This window comes from Clostridium aminobutyricum (assembly GCF_017255415.1).
GTDB classification, from domain to species: Bacteria; Bacillota; Clostridia; order Peptostreptococcales; family Anaerovoracaceae; genus Aminipila; species Aminipila aminobutyrica.
Genome location: NZ_JAFJZZ010000001.1, coordinates 1149987 through 1173153 on the forward strand (window position 1 = coordinate 1149987; position 23167 = coordinate 1173153).

The window sequence follows — 23167 nt, forward strand, 5'->3', positions numbered from 1 at the left end:
TCATACAAATCTACTACTTGCAATATTTTTATTAATCTTCGTTCATTCACTTATTAACAATTTAAAGTAACTTAATCAGCTCCTCTAACTCTTCAGATAAAACTTTTGCAAGCACAAAATCCGTATCTTTTAAGGCCAATTCTATTTTCGTTTCAATTGATTTTTTCTTTTGTTCCATTTCTAAATAGTCTCTATCAAAATGACTGGCATAAATCATCTTTTTAAATTTTTGCATACTCATTTTTCTAATTGTCTTATCTTTAATGATTAAAACAAAATCCATACAATTCGCTATCGTATAGAAATCATGAGAAATCATGAGAATCGCACCTTTATAGTTTTCTATGGCTTTCTCCAATGCTATTTGCGAATAGGTGTCTAAATGACTTGTCGGTTCATCAAGAAGCAACAGGTTTGCTCTACTCGCAGAAACTTTAGCCAATTGAAGTATATTTTTTTCTCCCCCCGATAAAGCTTCTATCTTTTGATTAATGACTTCTCCCTCAAATCCATAGTTTGAAATATAGGATTGAACCTCTTGAGAAGTATTAAATCCAGCAATGAGGAATTCTTCAAGTATCGTATTAGACTCATTTAACCCTTCCCCTTGGAGCTGAGATAAATAAGTCACTTCAACGTCTTCATGTATCTCAATGGATTCATGATTATTTTCAAAGATGTCTCGAAGTAAAGTCGTTTTCCCTGTACCATTTGGCCCGATAAGGGCTACTTTATCGCTAGATTTAATCTCAAAAGTGACATTTTCCAGAAGCATATCATCAAAGGCGAGACTGTAATCCTTTACTTTTAAAGCGATGGTTTCTTCGATTTCATTAGCTGTAACCAAGCAGATATCCGGTTGTTTAATAGCTACAAATGGTGCTTTAATTCTACGTGCTTCTAATCTTTCTTGAATTTTAACTCTAGCATTTAGTGCTTTTCCCCTAGCCGCCTCCGAATTGCTCGTTGCGATGGTTCTTAATTTATTGATTAAGATTTCATTTCTCTCAATTTCTTCATTATCAGTAATAGCTAGTTCTTGCAATTCAATTTTACATTGGAGTAAGAAGAAGTTATAATCCATATATCTTCCATCAAACTCTTGGAGCTCCATGTTTTCAAGGTGCACAATTTTATCAAAACAATGATTCAATAGATATCTGTTGTGTGTAATAACTAACATTGTTCCTCTATGTGAATTAATTAGATTTTTAAGAGAATTAAGGTTTTCAAAGTCTAAAAACACATCGGGTTCATCCATAATCATTAGATCTGGACTAATCAGCATTTCCTTAATCACTTGAATAAGTTTGAATTCTCCGCCACTAAGTTCAGATACCCTTCGATTTTCATGCTTGATTAGGTTCGCTAAATTTAATTTTTTATTAATGTTGCTTTCATAATTATCTCCACCAATGGCATCAAATGCATCTAAAGCCTGTTGGTACTTTTCCAGTAAGGGATCCAGATCCGAAGAAGTTTCCATTTCAGTACAAATAGAGGTCAATTCATTTTGCAGCTTAATAAATTTTTCCCCTATATAGTCGAAAACTGTGACTTCTTTTATTTTGTCTAGCTCCGAGAACTGACTTACATACCCAATTCTACAATTGGAGTTTATTTCTAACTTTCCATCAAACATATATCGATCTGGGTCCATAATTATATCTATCAGTGTACTTTTTCCACTGCCACTTGTTCCTATAAAAGCACAATGTTGACCCTCCTCTAATGTAAATGAAATATTCTTATACAGATCCTTTTGCGGAAATGAGTAGGATAAGTTGTCAACCTTTATCATATTATTACCTTTCTTTATCACTAAAAAAGAGCCTATGGAAATAAGCTCTTCAATATATTATCTCGCTAATCACAATTTTACAATTGATTTTATATAGTAAAGACATTCTTTTAAGTTTACCGTTAATAGTATAACACTTTTTACGACTAATTTCAATCATTCTATATGAAAGGTTCGGATTGTAATCTGTTTTGTGAACGCTCTTCGCTAAAATACCCCTCACAAGCTCCAGCTAAGCGGGTATTTAAAAGGAAATGTTTAACCTATAAGGACGATAGCTTTTTAAACTGATCCACTAAGGTCACATATAGCTCTTTATATAATTCGTAATATTTTTTATAGGCTTCGTTATTTTCACAAATCGGCTGATGCGTTTGATTCTTTACAATCAATTTGCTGCAAGTCTCCTCTAAATCCTTATAGATTCCTGCTCCGACTCCGGCCAAAATCGCAACGCCCAATGCGCCGCCTTGTTCCGCCTGAATGGTGCTTACCGGGCAGCCGTACAGATCCGCAAACATCTGCCGCCAAAATTCACTTCTGGCTCCGCCTCCGCAGATCATCATATCGCCGATGGGTACGCCCATTTCTCGGAATACATCTACACATTCCAGTTGTGAATAGGAAATGCCTTCCATGACAGCTCGAATCAAATTCTTTTTCTGATGAATCGCAGACAATCCAAAGAAGGTTCCCCGGCAATCCGGATCGGGATGCGGTGAACGCTCTCCCATCAAATAAGGAAGATAAATCAGCTTATCTGCCCCGATAGGTGCTTCTTTAGCCATGGCGGTCATCAATTCGTAAGGGTCTACCCCTTGTTCTTTAGCCAGCTGTACTTCGTCTGTACACACATTGTTTCGGAGCCATTGAAGGGATAAGCCTGCCGCCTGTGTACAGCTCATCACAGTCCATTTACCAGGTACAGATGCACATAAGGTGTGAACCCGCCCCTTCTTATCGATTGCAACTTTGTCGGAAATGGCATATACTACGCCGGAAGTACCGATGGTTGTGAAAGCACTTCCCTCTGAAACAATTCCCGTTCCAATAGCAGCGGCCGGATTGTCTCCGGCTCCGCCGACTACAATTGTTCCCACTGCAAGACCGGTTGCAAGAGCTGCCTTGCTATGCACTTCTCCGGTCACCTCCGGAGATTCATACATTTTTCCGAGCAGACTTCTCTCAATCCCCAACGGTTCTAAAATTTCATCAGACCAATCTCTTTTGGCCACGTTCATCAGCTGCATGCCGGATGCATCCGAGACTTCTGTAGCAAATTCGCCTGTCAACATGTAACGAATATAGTCTTTCGGAAGAAGGATATGGGCACATTTATTGTATATTTCCGGCTCATTCTTTTTTACCCAAAGAATTTTGGCAGCCGTGAATCCTGTCAATGCCGGATTTGCCGTGATATCGATGATTTTTTGCGGAGTCAGAATTCGATTCATGTCCTCCACTTCTTTTCCGGTTCTCTGATCACACCAAATGATGGATTTACGGAGTGGCTTCCCGTTGCTGTCCAGCATGACAAGACCATGCATCTGGCCGGAAAGTCCGATTCCCTTGATCTGCTTCGAATCGATTTTTGAGGTTAAAATCACATAATAAATCCCTTCAACTGTTGCATTCCACCAATCCAAAGGGTCTTGTTCGGCCCATCCGTTTTGTTCTTGATACATTGGATATTCAAATGTCTTAGAACAAATGGTATTGGCATCTCTGTCAAAGAGTACTGTTTTTGTTCCTGAAGTCCCTATATCAATTCCCAATAAATATTCCACCAGCGTCTCCTCCCACTATCCAACACTCTGTTATTCGGTTATTTTGATTACGGCTTTTACCACATTATCCTTATCATTGATTGCACATTCAAAAGCTTCCTGAATGTTGTCAAAATCAAATTCGTGTGTGACGATTCCGGATATATCAATGATGCCGTCTGCAATGGCCGCAATCGCCTTTGGATAAATGTTTCGATATCTGAATACGGATTCAATTCTTGCTTCTTTTGCCATGATTTTACCAAAATCAAATTTGATCTCAGGTTCCGCAGCAAGTCCTACTAAAATAATTGTTCCGCCATTTTTTACAAGGTGAGGTGTCTGTGCAATAGTAACAGGAGATCCGGCCGTTTCAAATACCTTTTCAATTCCTGCTCCTTTTGTCAATTTTTCGATTTCGGCAACTACATTTACTTCTTTCCCGTTTAGTACTCTTGTAGCTCCTAATTTTTTTGCATATTCCAGACGCTTTGGTACCACGTCTACCACGGTGATATCGGCAGCACCTGAAGCCTTACAAGACAATAATGTCATTAATCCGATACAGCCGGCACCCAAAATAATTACCTGATCTCCAAGACCTATTTTCCCCTGTGCTGCTGCATGCAATCCAACTGCAAGAGGCTCTACCAATGCACCTTCTTTGGTTGACATGTTCTCAGGTAATTTAAAGCACATATTTTCAGGGAAAGCGATATAATTTTCATAGCATCCCTGAACCGGAGGTGTCGCTAAAAATTGAACATCCGGACATAAATTATAGCGTCCTGTCTTACAGAATTCACAATGTCCGCAAGTAATTCCGGGTTCTAAAGCCACTTTGTCTCCGACCGAAAGATTCTTTACTTCAGGGCCAATCTCTACTACGGTTCCTGCACATTCGTGCCCCAGTATAAACTCCCCTTCTACCACAAAATCTCCGCAGCGTCCATCATGGAAGTAGTGAACATCAGAACCACATATTCCTACATATTCAAGCTTCACAAGTACTTCCTTTTCTTTAATTGTCGGAACCGGAATCTCACGAATTTCCATTTTATTTAATCCTGTCATATAAGCAGCTCTGTTTTTCATAACTTTATCCCTTTCTTTACGTACCTTTTATAAATCCAGTTTATCCTGAACGGAAGAATTCCCCCTCCATCTGAACGGAAAAATTGCACTCTAGCTAAAGCTAGGCAATTTCCGTATAGCCCTTGCGCGCCATATCATAGATATGAGCATGCGTAAAAGTAAAGGTGCCATAAAGCAAAGTTTAAGGCACCTCTATAATCAAAGTCTTACTCAGTAATTAGACCTCTATCTTTGTAAATCTTTACATATTCGCTTGCGTTATCCTTCGTGATAAGTGGAGCGTCGATATCTGTATTAATCTGAGTTTCTTCACCGGTTAATAGCTTGTGAACGCTTTCCATGTTCAACTTAGCAAGGTCAATAGCGGACTGTAGGCAAGTTGAAGTCATCTTACCCTGTTCAATCAAGAGACAAGCTTCAGGCGTACCGTCTACACCATAAGAAAGAGTGTTCGCATATGCGGAATTGTCTTTGATAACTTCTAAAGCACCTGCTGCCATGTTATCGTTCATTGAAATGATCGCATCAATCTTACCCTGAGAAGTAACCCAGTCTTCCATTAACGACATCGCTTCATCTTTGTTCCAGTTTGCAAAGTCTTCACCAACGATTTTTACGTCAGGTCTTGCTGCAAAGAATACTTCTTTCCAAGCTTTCAATCTTTCATCTGCATGGAAGTTTCCAGAAGGTCCCTTAAGAACAACGACTCTGCCATTTTGAGGAACTTGGTCAATTGCCGCTTTTGCATTTACTTCAGCCTGTGTGTAAGGATTTGCATCGACAGAGGAAGCTCCTTCAATACCATCGATACGTGCGTTAGTAGTGATAGCAATGATTCCGGCATCAACAATCTGCTCTACGTAAGGACGCTGCGCTTCTCCATTGTTTGGCTGTACGATAATAGCATCGTATCCGTTAGCAATAGCGTTTTCAATAGCTGCATTTTCTTTTTCATCGTCTGCCTGCCCGTCAAAGATATCCAATTTCATGTCAGGATATTCTGCTGCTGCTGCTTTCATTTCGTTTGCCAGCCAAGCTGCAAAGGAATCGGACTGTGCTCTTGCAATATACGCTACTTTGTATGTTGCATCTTTGGAATCTTTGTTGTCCTCTTCTTTAGCACTGTTGCCACAACCAACAAATGTTGCAAGTACAAGTGTTAAAACCATTAGGATCGCTAAAATTTTCTTTTTCATAATTTTTCCCTTCCTTTCTTTCCCTCTATTTTAAAAATAAAATTGAGTCATGTTCAGAGTGTTTCTATTCTTCCAACGGATTTTTAGTCTTTGAAGCCTGAGACTTACTTCCTAAAATCACCTTTACACTCTTCTTGTTCTTAAAGCGTATATCATATAATACTGCTGCTGTAATGATTCCACCCTTTACAATCTGTTGTACATAAGAATCAATACCTTGAAGGTTCATAATGTTGTTTAGACATCCTATAATAAAAGATCCGGCTAACGTTCCAAACGTCGTACCAACGCCGCCGGTGAAACTTGTGCCTCCTACGATCGCAGCAGTCAAGCCTTCCATTTCATAACCTACAGCACCGTTCGGAAGTCCTGCATTGACACGGGACATAAAGAGCACTCCTGCAATTCCTACTAAAACACCATTCAATATAAACGCAATATATTTGGAGCGAATAACATTGATGCCGGATGCAATAGCTGCTTCTTCATTCCCTCCGATGGCATAAAGAGATCGTCCGAATCTGGTATGATTCAGTATGTACCAAATCACCCCTGTTATGACAATTAAGAAAATAACCGGAATCGGCATAAATCCGATTTTTCCCTGTCCTACTATCTTATAGTCTCCAATTTGAAGAATATTTTGTCCTTTCGTGTATAAAAGAGCAATTCCACGCGCCACCATAGTCATAGCTAAAGTAACAATGAACGCCGGCATTCTCCAATTGGCAACGAAAAACGCATTCACTAAATTACAGGCAACCGCTACTGCTATTGAAACCATAATGGCTCCAACCAGCGAACCCGTTGACTTATAGAAATTAACCGATAAGACCCCGGAAAGTGCCAGTACCGCGCCCACTGATAAATCCAGCATACCGCTGATAATCAAGAGCATTTCACCATAAGCCAATATTGTAGCCACTGCTAGCTGTCTGGCTATATTGGTCAAATTTCCCTGACTAAAGAAATTTTCATTCATTGCGGCTGATAAAAATATCATGACAAATAATACAAAGAAGATCGAATACTTCTGCATCATCTGACCTGCACCATCTTTTAATCTCATTATATTGCATCCTCCATTTCCACTGTCCCTGTTGCAAATTTCATGATCGCTTCCTGTGAGAACTCTTCTCTTTTAAGTTCGCCTGAAATCCTTCCCTGACACATCACGTAGATCCGATCACACATTCCGATCAGCTCCGGCAGTTCAGAGGACACCATGATTACAGCTTTTCCTGACGCTGTCATCTCTGACATCAGTTTGTAGATTTCAAACTTTGCACCAACGTCAATTCCTCTTGTCGGTTCATCTAAAATAAGAATATCCGGATTTTTAAGCATCCACTTTGCTAATAATACCTTTTGCTGATTTCCTCCGCTCAAGGACTGGATTTTAGTCTCCAAGGTCGGCGTTTTTACATTCATTTTTGAAAAGTATTCCCCAACGACTTTCTTCTCTTTATGTTTGTGCGCATAGCCACCGTAAATAAACTGTTCCAAACCGGAAATACTGGTATTCTCCATAACACTTCTGACCGGGATAATGCCAAACCGTCTTCTGTCCTCTGAAAGCATAATCATGCCATTCTTAATACTGTCTTTTACATTCTTTAGGTTTACCTTTTTTCCTGCAATATAAACCTCTCCGGATGAAATCTTATCCAGTCCGAATAAAGAACGCATCACTTCCGTCCTTCCTGCACCTACTAAGCCTGCGAAACCGACAATCTCACCTCTTTTTACATAAAAATTGACGTCCTCAAAAAGTTGATGACTGCATAGGTTTTTTACCTCAAGCAGCGTTTCTCCCAGCTTGATCTCCTGCTTTGGATAAACATTATCCATTTTTCTTCCGACCATCAGAGAAATGACTTCGTCAATATTTGTATCCGTTGCACGCATGCTTTTAACAACCATACCATCTCGGAATACCGTAATATCGTCCGCAATCTGAAACACTTCATCCAGCTTGTGGGAGATATAGATAATGCTTACCCCTTTTTCTTTTAATCCAGCAATCTTTTCAAATAGTAAATCTACTTCTTTATTCGTAATGGCTGAAGTAGGTTCATCCATTACGATCACCTGCGCATCGTTTGAAATGGCTTTAATAATTTCAAGCATTTGAATATCAGATACAGTCAAAGTCTTTAATTTCTGTTCAGGTTTATAGGCCAATCCTTGCTCTTTTAAAAATTGAAGGGTTTTTTCTCTTACTTCGCGCCATTTCACCTTCCCCATACTGTTCACAGGCAATCTTCCTAAAAAGAGATTTTCCTGAACAGACATCTCCGGAACATAGTTCAATTCTTGAGCGATCATGGCGATCCCCAAACTGCGTGCCTGAATAGGATCTTTTATTTTCACGGGCTTCTCATCCAGAAAGATTTGCCCTGCATCGGGTTTATATATACCATTAATTATTTTCATTAAGGTTGACTTTCCTGCACCATTTTCCCCGCATAAGGCGTGAACGGTTCCTTTTCTAACGGAAAAATCAATTTTATCCAGTGCTTTTACCCCCGGAAATGATTTCTCAATTTGAGAGACTCTTAATTTAATCTGCTCGTTCATAGCAAAGTCTCCTTTCCAAATTTAATATGTTAAATACTTTTATATATCTACTTTACATAAGTTACGACGAGTATACACTGAATGTTTTTATCTGTCAATGTTTGAAAAGAAGATTTCTCATGTATACATCTTAAACACAAGAAACCTTACATATTTGCTTTTTATACTCTTCATAATGATACGCATTATATGTTGTTAATGTAGTCATCCAGATAGTGAAGAGCTGCTCCCACCGCAGATGCTTCAAACTTATAATTACAAACTTTCACATAGTTTCCATCCTTCTCAAATGGATTTCTGAGATTAGCCATCTCGGTTAAAGCACTCACATGATTTTCCATATGGCTGCCCACGTAACCGCCTAGAACCACATCACAATCAAAACTCATTCTCAAATTGTTCACAAGCAAAGCCAAATAGTTCAAATACTCTTGAAATGCAGCGGTACATTCGGAATCTCCTTTATCGACATTTTCAAAAAACAGCTGTAAATTTCCGTCTGTCAAATCCGATAATATTTTTGCATTGCAATATGTATCCGCACAGCCTTTTTGTCCGCAGTAACACTGTCTTCCATCCTTTTCTAATGTAATATGCCCAAATTCTCCGCTGCGTTGATTTTCGCCCAGGTATACATTCTTAGAATACAAAATTGCTCCGCCGACACTGTTGCTTAAGGAGACATAAACGATAGGTGTTTCTGTGTCTCTGCGCCAAAATTCCGCGAAGCAGCCTGCATTGGCATCGTTAAAAAATACAAAAGGATAGTGGATATATTTTCCCATTCGTTCGTATAGATTGTCAGGCGCTTTAATGACGCAGATATAGCTGATGCTTTTACTATCCGCTCTGATAATAGCAGGCAGAGATACTCCCAGCCCTAAGATATTCTCTGGGTTAATTTTGCTGTCCTCTACAAAGGTGTCGATAACTTGTCCAATTCCTTGATAATACTCTTCGGTATCTCCGTATTCAAACCGCAATCGAATGCTATTCAATACCTTCCCCTGCATATCAACCAAAACCAAACTGATGTGGTTGGAGGTAATGTCCAGACCCAATGCCAATTTTGCATTATTAATCGATCGAATAACTCTTGCTTTTCGCCCTCCGGTAGATTCAAATGTCCCATATTCACCGATCAGACCTTTGTCCTTCAGTTCCGTAAGATTTTGACTTACCGTAGGTAAACTTAAATTCAAAATCTGTGCAATATCCTGTTTCGAAATACCATCCGAATCATAAATTAACTTATAAACGTTATTTCTATTTTTCCCTTTCAGGCCCATTCTATTTATCATGTTCCACCACTTTTCTAAAACTCTTTTATAAAACCTCGTTAATAATTAGCATATTACTCCTCTAGAAAGCGAAAAGCAAGCGGAACATGTTTTTATCCTAATTTCTTTATTTCTCTCCTTAATCTAGTAATAATCTTTTTTTCCAATCGGGATATATAAGATTGAGAAATCCCCATTTTATCAGCCACTTCTTTCTGAGTCATTTCTCGTCCGCTTAATAAGCCAAAACGCATTTCCATGATTTGTTTTTCTCTGTGATTCAGCTTTTTCATTGCATAGATCAGAAGGTTGCGATTGACCTCTTCTTCTATATGTCCATAGACCACATCTGTCTCCGTGCCGAGTATATCAGATAAAAGAAGCTCATTTCCGTCCCAATCCACATTTAAGGGCTCGTCAAAAGAGACTTCACTTCTCGTCTTATTATTTCTTCTTATGTACATTAGTATTTCATTTTCAATGCATCTTGATGCATAGGTTGCCAATTTAATATTTTTATCGGAATTGAACGTATTAACCGCCTTGATCAGTCCTATTGTCCCTATTGAAATAAGATCTTCAATATTTATTTTTGAGCTTTCAAATTTTTTAGCGATATAGACCACCAATCTCAAATTCCGCTCAATTAAAATCGACCTTGCTGCCTCGCTGCCTTTTGAAAACTCATCCAGCAGTTTTTTTTCTTCTTCACTGTTCAACGGAGGAGGCAATACCTCACTTCCACCTATATAAAAAATCTCTCCTGATTCTTTTTTCCTAAATTTGGAAAAAAATCGAAAAATCCTCTCGACTATCCACTGTTTAACTCGCATGCTCATTGCTATGCTACCCCCTCTCTTAGAATATCTCTACTAATCAGTACTTGATATTTTTCTTCTTCACCTATATTGCAAAATTCCGTATTATAGATTGCCACTACAACGCGTCCCAGTGCACATCCGTTTATGTAAGCATTGTCGGCCCGATAAGCCTCAAGAATTCCGTTTTCAATTCCTATTGCTTTATAAGGTACGATACAATACCTGCTGTCTAAATCAATATTACTTAAATTTTTCAAGTCTGCCGCAGCAGACTTGGATAAGATAATAACCGGTCTCCCTGTGATTGGATCCCGTAAAAAGTTACCTGAATCGATTAACGCCCGATGCTTGATGACAGCATCTCCGATCACAACTGAAATATCGGTGAAAACCCGTTCCTGTAACCTCTTTTCTTTAAAAATAGTTGAAAAGCCGCTTAAAATTATGTACGAAGCTGCAACACCGACCACCACATTAAAGTAAGTTACATCTCCGATATAGACCACGGCGTTGTTGGTGATGCCCCTTATCCTCCAAAGATACATAAGCATAATGGTGATTCCCCCCATCAAGGCGGAAACAACGTAAATCATGACGGTTGCTTTTATGTATTTTTTAGGGAAAACCGCGAATGACAGCAACAGAGCAAAAGATATCTTTATCAAAATACTCAGTAAAACGGGCATACGGATGAATATGATAAAAGCAAAGAAACCACAGAGCAATCCCCCCAGTACAATCCGTTTCTTACAGGTCTTCATCCCCCCCACTTTAGCCGAAAGTACCAGTATCACAATACCAATCAGAAAATTTTCTAAAAATAGATATTCTGCATAAATTTCCATAATAAAAAACCCCCTCGGCAGCTATCATCATTTAAGATTATAGTCCACCCGCGGGGGTATAATTTGTCGTATTCTAATGTCGTAATACTACTATTTTACTGCCTTCTTTGCTGTTTCGCAAAGCTGTGCAAACGCTGCTGTATCAAAAATAGCCATTTCAGCAAGCATCTTTCTGTTGATTTCGATTCCTGACTTTCTTAAGCCATCCATTAATCTGCTGTATGAAATATCATTCACTCTAGCACCGGCATTGATTCTAGCGATCCAAAGTCTTCTGTACTCTCTCTTCTTGTTCTTTCTTCCTACGTATGCAGAACGAAGCGCACGCATTACCGCAGGGTTAGCAGCTCTGAAAACCTTGCTCTTCTGTCCGTAAAACCCCTTCGCTAATTTTAATATCTTCTTATGTCTCTTATGAGCATTTACGCCCTTTTTTACTCTTGCCATTATTCGTACCTCCTAATTCTATTTAACCAATACAGCCTTAATTCTCTTGTGATCAGCACTTCCAAGAATAGTAGCCTTTCTAAGGCCTCTCTTTCTCTTCGCGCACTTTTTAGTAAGAATATGGCTTTTGTATGCCTTATTTCTCTTAACTTTACCAGTACCTGTTAACTTAAATCTCTTGCTAGCGCCTCTATGAGACTTCATCTTATTCTTAGCCATAGTAAATATTTCCTCCTAAGTTAAAATTATCTATACATCTTACTTATCCGCTTTAGGTGCAACAATCATAATCAGACTTCTGCCCTCAAATTCAGGCTTTTTCTCAACTACACCTACAGAAGACACTGCTTCAGCAAATTGCTTCATAACTTCAAGTCCTCTGCTGGCATAATCTTTTTCTCTGCCTTTGAATCGTAAGCTAACCTTTAGCCTATCTCCATCCTTTAAGAATTTTATCGCTGTGTTGGCCTTCACTTGGATATCATGAGCCTCAATAAACGTACTTAATCGAATTTCTTTTACTGAAGTGATTTTTTGCTTTTTCTTTGCTTCTTTTTCTCTCTTCTGAAGCTCGTAACGATATTTTCCGTAATCAAGAATTTTGCAAACCGGCGGCTTCGCATTTGGAGAAATATTTACTAAGTCAAGCTTCTTCTCATTTGCCAGCTCCAATGCGTCTTCCAACGTCATAATACCCAGCTGAGCACCATCATTGTCAATAACTCTTAATTCCTTGTCACGAATTTCTTCGTTGATCAGATTTTCCTTGCTAATGTTCTTGCACCTCCTGCAAATTAATAAGAGCGGGTACATTGTACCCGCTCCACAAAACCACATAAGTGTGTTACAATTGCTTTATTAACCCTAAAAGCGTCGCTATTAAGGTGAGAAGCGGATAACTTCTTCTTTATTACCTAAGTACTATACCATTTCTTCTGCTTAGTTGTCAAGCTCTTTTCTTTTAAATTACTTATTAATATAATTCCCCATAAACTCATATTATCTTATATCAGATTCATTTGTAAAATACATAATAATATGAATCATTCAATAGCAGTTTCGTGTAAAGGTAAAGAATTATGAGGGAATTTTTAGATGCATTTCATTCAGACGAGCTTCTGCCCATCTTAGACAGCATCAGTGATGCGGTGTTTATTGACAGCAAAGATGGCATTGCATTATGGTGCAATAAAGCTTGCTATGAACTTTATAAAGTATCACCGGAAGAAATCTACGGAAAACATGTAGCAGATTTGGAGAAAAGCGGTGTTTTTACGCCTTCTGTTGCATGCCTTGTTATGGAACAGAAAAAAGGAGTCACTATTGTCCATGAAAATAAAGACGGCAAAAGGCTTCTTTCCACCGGTATTCCGATTTTTGATTCCAACAACCATATGACAAAAATTATTACCACCTCTCGGGATATAACCGAACTGGTGAATTTGCAACATCAATTGGAATCGGTTCAAAATACTCTTGAAGATTTTAAGCTTCTAGGGAAGTTCTCCAGCGACGGGATGGTCGCAAACAGCCATCAGATGTTTCATGTATTGCAGCTTGCCAAACGTCTGTCTGATGTAGATTCCACCGTTTTAATCACGGGAGAATCCGGCGTCGGTAAAGGCGTGATAGCGAACCTGTTACATAGAAACGGGCGGCGTAAGGAAAAGCCTCTGATCAAAATAAACTGTGGAGCGATACCAGAATCCCTTATTGAATCCGAATTATTTGGGTATGAGCGAGGAGCCTTCACAGGGTCCCGTGCAGAGGGTAAAAAAGGTCTGTTTGAAACAGCCCAAGACGGAACGATTTTCTTGGACGAAATTTCCGAGCTGCCTTTAACTCTTCAGGTGAAACTGCTCCAAGTGATTCAGGAAAAAGAAATCACTCGCGTAGGCGGTGTAAAAAGTATTCCCATTGATGTGCGAATCATTTCTGCTACCAATAAGGACTTATTTGAGTTAGTAAACGAGAAGAAGTTTCGTGCGGATTTATACTATCGGTTAAATGTCGTTCCTATTAATATTCCTCCCCTGCGGGAGCGCTATGAAGATATCATTCCTTTGATTCAGCATGCTCTTAGAGAATGCAACAAAAAGATTCATGCCAATAAGCAGATTGACTCTAATGCGATGGCGATTTTGTTAAAGTATGATTGGCCCGGCAATGTACGAGAACTGGAAAATATCGTCGAACGTTTAGTCATTACAACGAAAGAAGACATCATTATGCCGGAAAATCTGCCTTCCTTTATATATGAGACCACCCATTCCAATCGGAACAAATCGCTAGAACCGGTTACCTTGAAAGATGCTTTAGATAAAGCGGAACAAGAACTGCTCTCTTCTGCTTATCATAAACATGGGTCTACCCGTATGATTGCAAAATCACTTGGCATCAGCCAGCCTTCCGTCGTTCGAAAGCTCAGGAAATACGGAATACCTGCGGAGTGATACAAAATTGAATCACCGATACATTTTTGAATCAAGTGCTTTTCCTTCTTTTCCAACATAATTGGAACAAAAAACTCTTATTGTCATGATTTAGGTGATACATTTTTGTATCACCTTTTTCTTTCCTGTATCTTAAACCCGTTATTCTCTTGAAAATTTTCCTGCCGCTCTCTTCTCTATTTCTTATTTTTATCTCATTAAATTTGATTTTTGAGGAGATTTCTGCTGTTTTCCGAAACTAGTTTCATTTTTAAGTGCATATGTTCTAATCTGGCACAAATCTTGCTTTTCATCCTTTTTGTTAGATGAATTATGAGTTGATTATTAGTGATCTAAGGGGGAGGTTCAATATGGCAATTAATTACGGCGAATACATTGCTGGGTTAGTAACAAAGGCAAAAGCTGCTCAGGCCATTGCAGAGAATTTTACACAAGAACAAGTAGACGAATTAACCGGTGCTGTAGCTTATGCACTGACAAAACCGAAAGTTGCTTTCATGTTTGGTGAAATGCTAGCAGAAGAATCAAATATGGGTATTCCTATCGACAAACAGTTGAAAATGTATGGAAAAGTGAAAGGTGCCTATTTCCAAATGAAGGGTCAGAAATCAGTAGGCCTTGTAGAAGTTGATGAAAAAATGGGTATGGAAAAGTACGCCAGACCGATCGGTGTGATCGGGGCCATCATCCCTGTTACAAATGGGGAAGCAACTCCGGTGGTAAAAACACTTATGGCTCTTAAAACAAGAAACGCTATTATCCTTGCACCTCATCCGAAAGCAAGGAAAACCAATTTAGCCATAACAGAGATGATTCGAGAAATCATCGCCAAATTAGGCTATCCGGCAGATCTGGTTCAGGCGATCGAACCGGAATACGTTTCCGTTGAAGCTTCTGCTGCGTTGATGAAGCAGGTTGACTTTATATTAGCAACCGGCGGTACACCGATGGTCAGGCAGGCTTATTCTTCCGGAAATCCGGCGATCGGCGTAGGGACCGGCAATGTCGTTTCTATCGTAGACGGCACGACCAACTTGGATGATGTTGCTGCTATGATTGTGAAATCCAAAACCTTTGACAATGCCACATCCTGTTCAACGGAAAACAATATTATCGTATTGGAAGATTGCTATAATGAATTTATAGCGGCTATGGGGCGTGCAGGCGCTGTGTTTATCAAAGAAGGGTCCGAAGAAAAAGAAAAACTATTGAAATGCTTATGGCCTCAATCTCCTGAAAATCATGACTTAAACAGACATATCGTAGCTCAGCCGGCTGAATTCATTGCAAAATCAGCCGGAATAGACGTTCCGGAAGGGACCAAATTACTTATGGCAGAAGAAAACGACGGATATGGCAATGAATTCCCTTTCACGGGTGAAAAATTGTCTCCTGTTTCGGGTATTCGCAAAGCCAAAGACTTTGATGATGCCATCGAAAAGATGCTGAATATCCTCAATTATCAGGGAAAAGGACATAGCTGCGGTATACATACCAGTATCAAGGAACGCGTTACCAAACTGGGTGAAGTCATCCCTGTATGTAAAGTTTGTGTGAATCAGCCTCAATCTCTGACTAATTCAGGTTCATGGACCTGCGGCTTCCCTATTTCTATGACGTTAGGCTGCGGTACCTGGGGGCACAACAGCATTTCCCATAACGCCACCTGGAAAGACCTTTTAAATTTCACTTACGTTTCCAGACCGATTCCTTCCTTCCAGCCTACGGATGAAGAATTATTCGATGAGGAAATCCGAGCCAAAGTGGATGCTTAACATGAGCCGTTCAACAGAATCACTGCTGAGCAGCGTTAATTACTCCATATATATAGAAGGGGTAGGAATGTGTCCTACCCCAAGAACCAGTTCTAATGAGAGGAGAATGATCATGTCCGACATTAAAGAAATGAGTTTAAAATATAATCTGCACTCCTGGAGTGCTCAAAAGGCTATCAATCCTACGGTTGTAACCAAAGCGGAGGGTATTTATTTCTGGGATGAAGATGGGAACCAATATTATGATATGTCCTCACAGCTTGTTAACTCTAACCTAGGACACGGTAATAAAGCGATTGTTGAAGCAATCAAGGATCAAGCTGACAAAATTCCTTTTATCGGACCAGGCTATGCGCTTGATGTAAGATCAGAAGCTGCAAAAGCAATTGTGGAAGCCTCCGGTCTCGAAGACTCAAAAGTCTTCTTCACTAATGCAGGAGCCGAATCAAATGAGAACGCCATCAAGATCGCAAAACAATATACCGACAGATGGAAAATATTCTCCATGTACCGATGCTATCACGGTTCTTCGGCCGGAGCAGGTATGCTCACGGGTGAACCAAGAAAATTTATTAATGAGCCAGGGGCGCCCGGATTTATTAAATACGATGGCCCTTACGCTTATAGAGCCCCTAAGGCGTGCAAATTCAAAACAGAAGAGGATATCTCTGCTTTCTATCTTGAATTACTGGAGAATCAAATTCAGTATGAAGGGCCTCATCAGATTGCCGCTATTTTTATCGAAACTGTAGTTGGTTCCAATGGAATTCTGATTCCTCCTAAAGGATATCTCGAAGGAATCAGGGCTCTTTGCGATACATACGGAATTTTAATGGTTTGCGATGAAGTCATGGCCGGATGGTACCGAACAGGTTCCTGTTTTGCATGGCAGCAATTCAACGTAAAGCCTGACCTTGTTACCTTTGCCAAAGGCAGTACATGCGGCTACGTTCCGCTCGGCGGAGTTATCGTTTCCAAGAAGATTGCAGAAAGCTTTGACCATGAAAAAATGTGGTGCGGCTTGACCTACAGCGCTCATCCGATAGGCTGTGCTGCTGCGGTTGCCACATTAAAAGAATACAAACGACTACACATTGAAGACAACGTTGCCGCTCAAGGAAAAGTACTCGGGGAACTGCTAGCAAATCTCCAAGCAAAGCACGCCTGTATCGGCGAATCTAGGCAAATCGGATTATTCTCAGCTATCGAATTAGTGAAGAGTAAAGAAACAAAAGAACCTCTTGTTGCATTCAATTATGATCCTGACGGATTAATGAATAAGATTATTGGAATGCTAAAAGCAGAAGGCTTCGCAACTTATTCACATGAAAATATGATTATTATTGCACCTCCGCTCATCATTACGGAAGAAGAATTAAGAACTGCAATGAAGATGCTGGATAAAGTTCTCGATTCCGTAGACAATATGATTCAATAGTATTTTATCTCCTACATAATAACCGGGGAGTCTCAAAAGAATTTATATGGAACAGCCAATGCCTACAGGAGTCATTCTCAGAATGTCCCTTATCACTGTTCCATCTGAATCATCGATTGAGACTTCCCTTTTGTTTTTGGATTTTCAAGGGCAGGGAATCAAATATTAGTAAAAAAATAATTTAATAAATTTTCTTGACATTCCTCTATAGGGGAACAGCTATAATTCAATCAGAAAAACTTATAATAATAACTTTATTGATAATAAGTGAAAGGACTTAACTATAATGGATAACAAGGAATTTGTAATGACCGAACGACTAAACCAACTTAAAGAAGCTTATCTGAAAGTAATTCCAAGCATCACAATCCATAGAGCGATTGCATATACGGAGGTGGCAAAAGAATATCCTGATATTCCGGTAAGTCTTAGAAGAGCAAAGGGATTTAGGCGAGCTTGTGAAACAGCGCCTATGCTAATTCAAGAAAATGAGCTTATTGTTGGACATCCTTGCGGTCAGCCACGTGCAGGAGCCTTTTCCCCTGATACGGCATGGAGTTGGGTAAAAGAGGAGTTGGCCGAGATTAGTACAAGACCTCAAGACCCTTATTTTATAAGTGAAGAAGACAAAAAGGTTATGAGAGAAGAACTTTTCCCTTTCTGGGAGGGAAAGTCTCTTGCTGAAGCCTGTGAAGCTGAACTTAGAAAAGAAGGAATTTGGGAGTATGGCGCTGAAGCCGCTATTACAGATCTAACGTATCATGTAACGAGCGGGGGTGGAGATTCCAGCCCGGGATACGATATTATTTTGTTTGAAAAAGGCATTTTGGGAATCAAAGCTGAAGCAGAGGAAGGTCTTGCAACTCTAGAAGGTAACCGGGAAGAAGTAAATGAAAAAAGCATCTTCTATCAATCCTCCATTGAAATATGTGAAGGCATTTTAACTTATGCAAGCCGTCTATCGAAATATGCTTCAGAGCTTGCTGAAAAAGAGAGCAATCCGATAAGAAAAGCAGAACTTATTAAAATTGCTGATGTAAATTCACGAGTACCTGCAAACCCACCAGAAACATTCCATGAGGCGTTACAATCCCTTTGGACGATACAATCATTATTTTTACTGGAAGAAAATCAATGTAGTACCTCGCTTGGTCGTTTAGATCAGTATATGCTTCCTTGTTACGAAAACGATATAAAAAGCGGCAACCTTACTGAAGAACAAGCTTTTGAATTAATGGGTTGCTTTATGATAAAATGCTCGGAAATAATTTGGTATACCCCAGGTGCTACAGCTAAATATTTTGCAGGATATATGCCTTTCATCAATATGTGTGTTGGTGGTGTAAAACGTGATGGCGGAGATGGAACGAACGATTTAACTTATTTAGTAATGGAAGCCGTAAGACAGGTCAAAGTTTATCAACCAACCCTTGCTTGTCGTATTCACAACCTTTCTCCGCAAAAGTATCTTGAAAAAGTTGTTGATTTAATTAAAGCCGGTGGCGGTATGCCTGCGTGCCATTTTGATGATGCCCATATCAAAATGATGCTCAGAAAGGGATATAGCTTTGAAGATGCAAGAGATTACAGCCTTATGGGTTGTGTTGAACCGCAGAAAAGCGGAAAAGTACACCAGTGGACGGCAGGAGGCTTTACCCAGTGGCCTATTACGATAGAGATGGCTATGAATAGGGGTGTTTTAAAGTCTTATGGCGATAAGCAATGGTTAGATACAGGCGATATCAATGAGTTTAAAACATATGAGAATTTTGAAGGTGCCGTAAAGAAACAGCTCGACTATTTGATTGATATCAACTGTAGAGGAACTGTCATCATTGAAAAAGTATTCAGAGATGTGACCCCTTCGCCGTATATGTCACTATTTATGGATGGTTGTATGGAAAAAGGTAAAGATGTCATGGCTGGGGGCGCAGTGATGTATGAAGGCCCTGGGACAATCTTTGCTGGTCTAGCTACCTATGTTGACAGCATGACTGCTATTAAAAAATTAGTTTATGAAGACAAAAAATATACGCTTGCACAAATAAAAGAAGCAATGGATGCAAATTGGGAAGGATATGAGCATATTCATAAAGATTGTTTAAATGCGCCTAAGTATGGCAATGATGATGACTATGCAGATATGATTGCAAAGGAAATTATTGATTATACAGAGCAAAAGATGAATTCTTATACATCCCTTTATGCAAGACAGATTCATGGGACATTATCACAATCGTTCAACACTCCCCTAGGGGGAATGGTTGGAGCTACACCAGACGGAAGAGCTGCTTATGCCCCTCTTTCAGATGCGATGAGCCCATCACAAGGTGCAGATAAAAAAGGTCCAACCGCTGTCATAAAATCCGTATCCAAGTTAAACGTGGAGTCCATGAGTTTAGGCATGGCTCATAACTTTAAAGTAAGTAATGGATTCCTTGATGGGGTTGAAGGTAGAAATGCGATTATTACGCTGCTCCGAACAGCTTCGATAATGGGCAATGGACAAATGCAATTTAACTGTGTGGATAATGCAACTTTAATTGATGCTCAAGTTCATCCGGAACTACACAGGGACTTGATTGTACGTGTTGCAGGATATTGCGCATTCTTTGTAGAACTTTGCAAGGAAGTCCAAGATGAAATCATCAGTAGAACTGTACTTGGTTAATATTTTAAAAGACAGTAAATTATCATAAAAGAAACTCCCAAAGCAATAGAAGCTGTCCGATATATTGGGCAGCTTCTATTGAACATTTTAAGATAATTATAATCCGAACATAATTTCAGAACATGTGTTTACAACCCTCTTGAAATATGGTAAAATAATTTTATTAAATATAGACTTTATTAATAGGGAGGATTTATGGAACAGTTAAAAGACCGAGAAAATAAAATATTGCAGTATATGAAAAAAGAAATCAGCCAGAAAGGCTATCCTCCGACCGTACGCGAAATCTGCTCCGCATTGAATATCAAGTCCACTTCAACAGTACACAAGGATATCGAAAATTTGGAGCTAAAAGGTTATTTAAAGAAAGATCCGTCCAAACCGCGTGCGCTGATGATTGTTGATCCCGAAGCTCATGACAACTCATCCGCAACCGAAAAAGGCACCGCTTCTTATGGAAACGCCGAACGTGCGGACGTCGTTGATATTCCTCTTGTTGGCAGAATTGCTGCCGGGACTCCTATTTTAGCGGAACAAAATGTAGAGGATACATTTCCTATTCCTGCTCGATTTGTAGGGAAAAATACCACTTTTATGTTAACAGTGTCCGGTGAAAGTATGATAGAGGCAGGAATTTTTGATGGGGACTATATTTTAGTCGAACAACAAAACACCGCAATTAATGGGGAGATTGTTGTTGCCATGATTGACGGTTTTGAAAGTGAAGCGACCGTTAAAACATTCTATAGAGAGGCCGACCATATACGCCTTCAGCCTGAGAATTCCAGCATGAGTCCTATCATTGTCAAAGATGTCAAAATCTTAGGCAAAGTGAAAGGCGTCTTTCGATATTTTTAAAAAGTATAAAATAGAGGATGATCAGAAGAACATGCAATCGATGTTGCATTCACTTTTGAAACATCCTCTTTTATTTACTGCTAACGCACCAATAATTTTTTAATTCCGGCTTCCAATCCGTCTATTGTCAGTTCAAACATCGGAAACACCTCTTTAATTTGCTGTAAGGTATAGCTTCCATAGATATAATCCCAATCCACTTTTCGTATCGGATTTAACCATATCAGCTTTTTATAACGTCGTTTAAACTTGTTGAGCCATTCAATACCCGGTTCTTCGTTGTAGAGTCCAATATAAGAATTTCCGCCAGGCCGCATCAGTTCATAGGGAGCCATTGTGCCGTCACCGATGAAAATTACTTTATATTCACTGTCCAGATTGGAAAGCACCCAATCTGTATTAATCCACTCACCTCTCCGGCAGTATGGAGTTGTATATAAATGTTCATAAATGCAATTATGAAAGTAATATACTTTTAAGTCTTTAAAGTGGCTGGATTTACTTACTGCCTGAAACAGTCTGCTGCATAATCGGCTATACGGCATCATAGAGCCATCGGAATCAAACAATAGCAGCAGCTTTATCGTATTCTTTCTAGGTTTATCAAAAACCAGCTTGAGGTTTCCTGCATTGTTACACGTTTCATCGATAGTCTCTTCCATATTCAGCTCGGTCTTTGCACCTTCTACTCTTGCGGAATACTGTCTTAGTTTTCTGAAGGCCATCTGGAATTGCCTTATATCGAGAATATTGTCTTGTCTGAAATCTTTAAAATTCCTTTCCCCTGCGATCTGAACCGCCGATTTATGTCTTCCCTGTCCGCCGGTTCGAATTCCTTGGTTATTATATCCGCCATAACCCATTTTGGAAGTTCCGCCGGTACCGATCCAATAATTCCCGCCGTCATGCTTTTCTTTTTGTTCCTCAATTCTTTCCCTGAACCGTTTCAGTAATTCTTCCAGCTCCAGCATCGCCTCATCCGGCATTGGTCTATCATAGAGACCCCGTTCTCTCGGATTGTCGTTCAGCCATTTCCAAAACTCTTCCGGCAAATCTTCAGGCGTTTCAATTCCTTTAAAATATTCGGCAAATACAGCATCAAATTTATCATAATCCGCTTCGCTCTTGATTAACACATTTCTGCATAAATGGTAAAAGCCAAGAAGACTGGACTCCGCCAAACCTTTATCCAACGCTTCAATCAATGCAAGCCATTCATTTAGCGAAACAGTTAAACCCTTCGCCCTCAACAAATAGAAAAATTCTAAAAACATCTAACTACCACCTTTTAAAGGAATAGCCTTTTTGCTTTACTTCACACATGGTATCAATATCTTGATTCTTTTTTAATAACACGCCCACAAAAGGAATTTCCTTTTTGATTCGCTCCAGGTCAATTCCGCTTATCATTAATGCCTGTAACCAGTCTAACAGTTCGGAAGTACTTGGTTTCTTTTGGAGTTCCTTCATCTCTCGAATAGAATAGAAAGCCTCCATCGCCTGCGCCACCAGCTTACCGTTGATATCATTGAAGTGAACTTTTACGATCTCTTCCATCCTATCTTGATCTGGGAATTCGATATAGTGGAATATGCATCTTCTTAGGAAAGCATCCGGTAATTCTTTCTCTGCATTAGAAGTGATGATAACAATCGGCCTAGTCTTTGTTTTGATGGTTTCCTTCGTTTCATTAATATAAAATTCCATTTTATCCAGTTCCCACAATAAGTCATTTGGAAATTCAAGGTCTGCCTTATCGATTTCGTCAATCAGCAGAACGACTTGTTCTTCTGATACAAAAGCCTCCCCCAATTTTCCGAGTTTAATGTATTGCTTGATATCAGCAACGTCTCCCTCACCAAACTGGCTGTCATATAATCGCTGAACCGTATCGTAAACATATAAGCCTTCCTGCGCTTTGGTGGTTGATTTAATACCCCAAATAATCAGTTGCATATTCAGTGCTTTTGCAATCGCTTCCGCCAGCATCGTTTTACCCGTTCCGGGTTCCCCTTTTATCAAAAGTGGTTTTTGCAATGCGATCGCTACATTGACCGCATTCATTAATTCTTTTGTTACGACATAATCGTCACTGCCTGTAAATCTCTTCATTTTATCAGCCATTCAAACTATTCTCCTTT

Annotated in this window: 19 protein-coding genes and 1 other annotated feature; of the genes, 5 read left to right on the forward strand and 14 right to left on the reverse strand. The window is 39.5% G+C overall.

The annotated features are described in order from the left end of the window. Nucleotides 1-61: 61 nt before the first annotated feature. The 12 genes from JYB65_RS05515 to infC all read right to left on the reverse strand — a co-directional run bounded on the left by JYB65_RS05515 (nt 62) and on the right by infC (nt 12644). A complete protein-coding gene (locus JYB65_RS05515) occupies nt 62-1801 on the reverse strand; it encodes an ABC-F family ATP-binding cassette domain-containing protein (RefSeq protein WP_206581588.1) in 1740 nt (579 codons plus the stop codon). Nucleotides 1802-2064: 263 nt separating this feature from the next. Continuing rightward, nucleotides 2065-3588, reverse strand: coding sequence for a xylulokinase (gene xylB / locus JYB65_RS05520; RefSeq protein ID WP_206581589.1), 1524 nt, complete (start codon nt 3586-3588; stop codon nt 2065-2067). Between the two features lie 30 nt (nt 3589-3618). After that, nucleotides 3619-4662 carry an NAD(P)-dependent alcohol dehydrogenase gene (locus JYB65_RS05525; protein ID WP_206581590.1) on the reverse strand — a complete coding sequence of 348 codons (1044 nt, stop codon included), beginning with the start codon at nt 4660-4662 and terminating at the stop codon, nt 3619-3621. A gap of 206 nt (nt 4663-4868) precedes the next feature. Beyond that, nucleotides 4869-5858 (reverse strand): sugar ABC transporter substrate-binding protein, encoded by a 990-nt coding sequence (locus tag JYB65_RS05530; RefSeq protein ID WP_206581591.1) that lies wholly within the window; start codon nt 5856-5858, stop codon nt 4869-4871. Nucleotides 5859-5922: 64 nt separating this feature from the next. Then, nucleotides 5923-6927, reverse strand: a complete 1005-nt coding sequence (locus JYB65_RS05535) for an ABC transporter permease (RefSeq protein ID WP_206581592.1) — start codon at nt 6925-6927, stop codon at nt 5923-5925. Continuing rightward, on the reverse strand, nt 6927-8438 hold the full coding sequence (locus tag JYB65_RS05540; RefSeq protein WP_206581593.1) for a sugar ABC transporter ATP-binding protein: 1512 nt from the start codon (nt 8436-8438) through the stop codon (nt 6927-6929). Before JYB65_RS05540 ends, JYB65_RS05535 begins: the two co-directional genes overlap by 1 nt. Before the next feature lie 185 nt (nt 8439-8623). Beyond that, nucleotides 8624-9739: an ROK family transcriptional regulator gene (locus tag JYB65_RS05545; RefSeq protein ID WP_206581594.1), complete on the reverse strand. Its 1116-nt coding sequence runs from the start codon at nt 9737-9739 to the stop codon at nt 8624-8626. Nucleotides 9740-9831: 92 nt separating this feature from the next. After that, nucleotides 9832-10551, reverse strand: a complete 720-nt coding sequence (sigE, locus tag JYB65_RS05550) for an RNA polymerase sporulation sigma factor SigE (RefSeq protein WP_206581796.1) — start codon at nt 10549-10551, stop codon at nt 9832-9834. 8 nt (nt 10552-10559) lie between these two features. Beyond that, complete coding sequence (locus tag JYB65_RS05555; protein WP_206581595.1) at nt 10560-11384, reverse strand: sigma-E processing peptidase SpoIIGA; 825 nt, start codon at nt 11382-11384, stop codon at nt 10560-10562. A 90-nt stretch (nt 11385-11474) separates the two neighbouring features. Next, nucleotides 11475-11831: a 50S ribosomal protein L20 gene (rplT, locus tag JYB65_RS05560; RefSeq protein ID WP_206581596.1), complete on the reverse strand. Its 357-nt coding sequence runs from the start codon at nt 11829-11831 to the stop codon at nt 11475-11477. Nucleotides 11832-11849: 18 nt separating this feature from the next. Beyond that, complete coding sequence (rpmI, locus tag JYB65_RS05565) at nt 11850-12050, reverse strand: 50S ribosomal protein L35 (protein WP_206581597.1); 201 nt, start codon at nt 12048-12050, stop codon at nt 11850-11852. Between the two features lie 39 nt (nt 12051-12089). Beyond that, complete coding sequence (gene infC, locus JYB65_RS05570) at nt 12090-12644, reverse strand: translation initiation factor IF-3 (protein WP_206581598.1); 555 nt, start codon at nt 12642-12644, stop codon at nt 12090-12092. After that, nucleotides 12621-12745: a sequence feature (ribosomal protein L20 leader region), on the reverse strand. It overlaps the preceding gene by 24 nt. A 165-nt stretch (nt 12746-12910) precedes the next feature. On the opposite strand from infC, the gene JYB65_RS05575 reads away from it, so the two are divergent. The 5 genes from JYB65_RS05575 (at nt 12911) to lexA (ending at nt 21026) form a co-directional block, all read left to right on the forward strand. Beyond that, entirely contained in the window at nt 12911-14284 is a 1374-nt protein-coding gene (locus JYB65_RS05575) for a sigma-54 interaction domain-containing protein (RefSeq protein WP_206581599.1), read from the forward strand. A gap of 350 nt (nt 14285-14634) precedes the next feature. Beyond that, nucleotides 14635-16059: an aldehyde dehydrogenase family protein gene (locus JYB65_RS05580; protein ID WP_206581600.1), complete on the forward strand. Its 1425-nt coding sequence runs from the start codon at nt 14635-14637 to the stop codon at nt 16057-16059. Nucleotides 16060-16165: 106 nt separating this feature from the next. Beyond that, a complete protein-coding gene (locus JYB65_RS05585) occupies nt 16166-17497 on the forward strand; it encodes an aminotransferase class III-fold pyridoxal phosphate-dependent enzyme (protein ID WP_206581797.1) in 1332 nt (443 codons plus the stop codon). A gap of 307 nt (nt 17498-17804) precedes the next feature. Beyond that, a complete protein-coding gene (cutC, locus tag JYB65_RS05590) occupies nt 17805-20168 on the forward strand; it encodes a choline trimethylamine-lyase (protein WP_245156577.1) in 2364 nt (787 codons plus the stop codon). A gap of 195 nt (nt 20169-20363) precedes the next feature. Continuing rightward, nucleotides 20364-21026: a transcriptional repressor LexA gene (gene lexA, locus JYB65_RS05595; protein ID WP_206581602.1), complete on the forward strand. Its 663-nt coding sequence runs from the start codon at nt 20364-20366 to the stop codon at nt 21024-21026. Nucleotides 21027-21106: 80 nt separating this feature from the next. Here lexA and JYB65_RS05600 read toward each other — a convergent pair whose 3' ends face one another. Both JYB65_RS05600 and JYB65_RS05605 read right to left on the reverse strand, forming a co-directional pair. After that, a complete protein-coding gene (locus JYB65_RS05600) occupies nt 21107-22300 on the reverse strand; it encodes a vWA domain-containing protein (protein WP_206581603.1) in 1194 nt (397 codons plus the stop codon). A gap of 4 nt (nt 22301-22304) precedes the next feature. Next, the gene (locus JYB65_RS05605; protein WP_206581604.1) at nt 22305-23150 is read right to left on the reverse strand and encodes an AAA family ATPase; all 846 of its coding nucleotides are present in this window, start codon (nt 23148-23150) and stop codon (nt 22305-22307) included. Nucleotides 23151-23167: the final 17 nt, after the last annotated feature.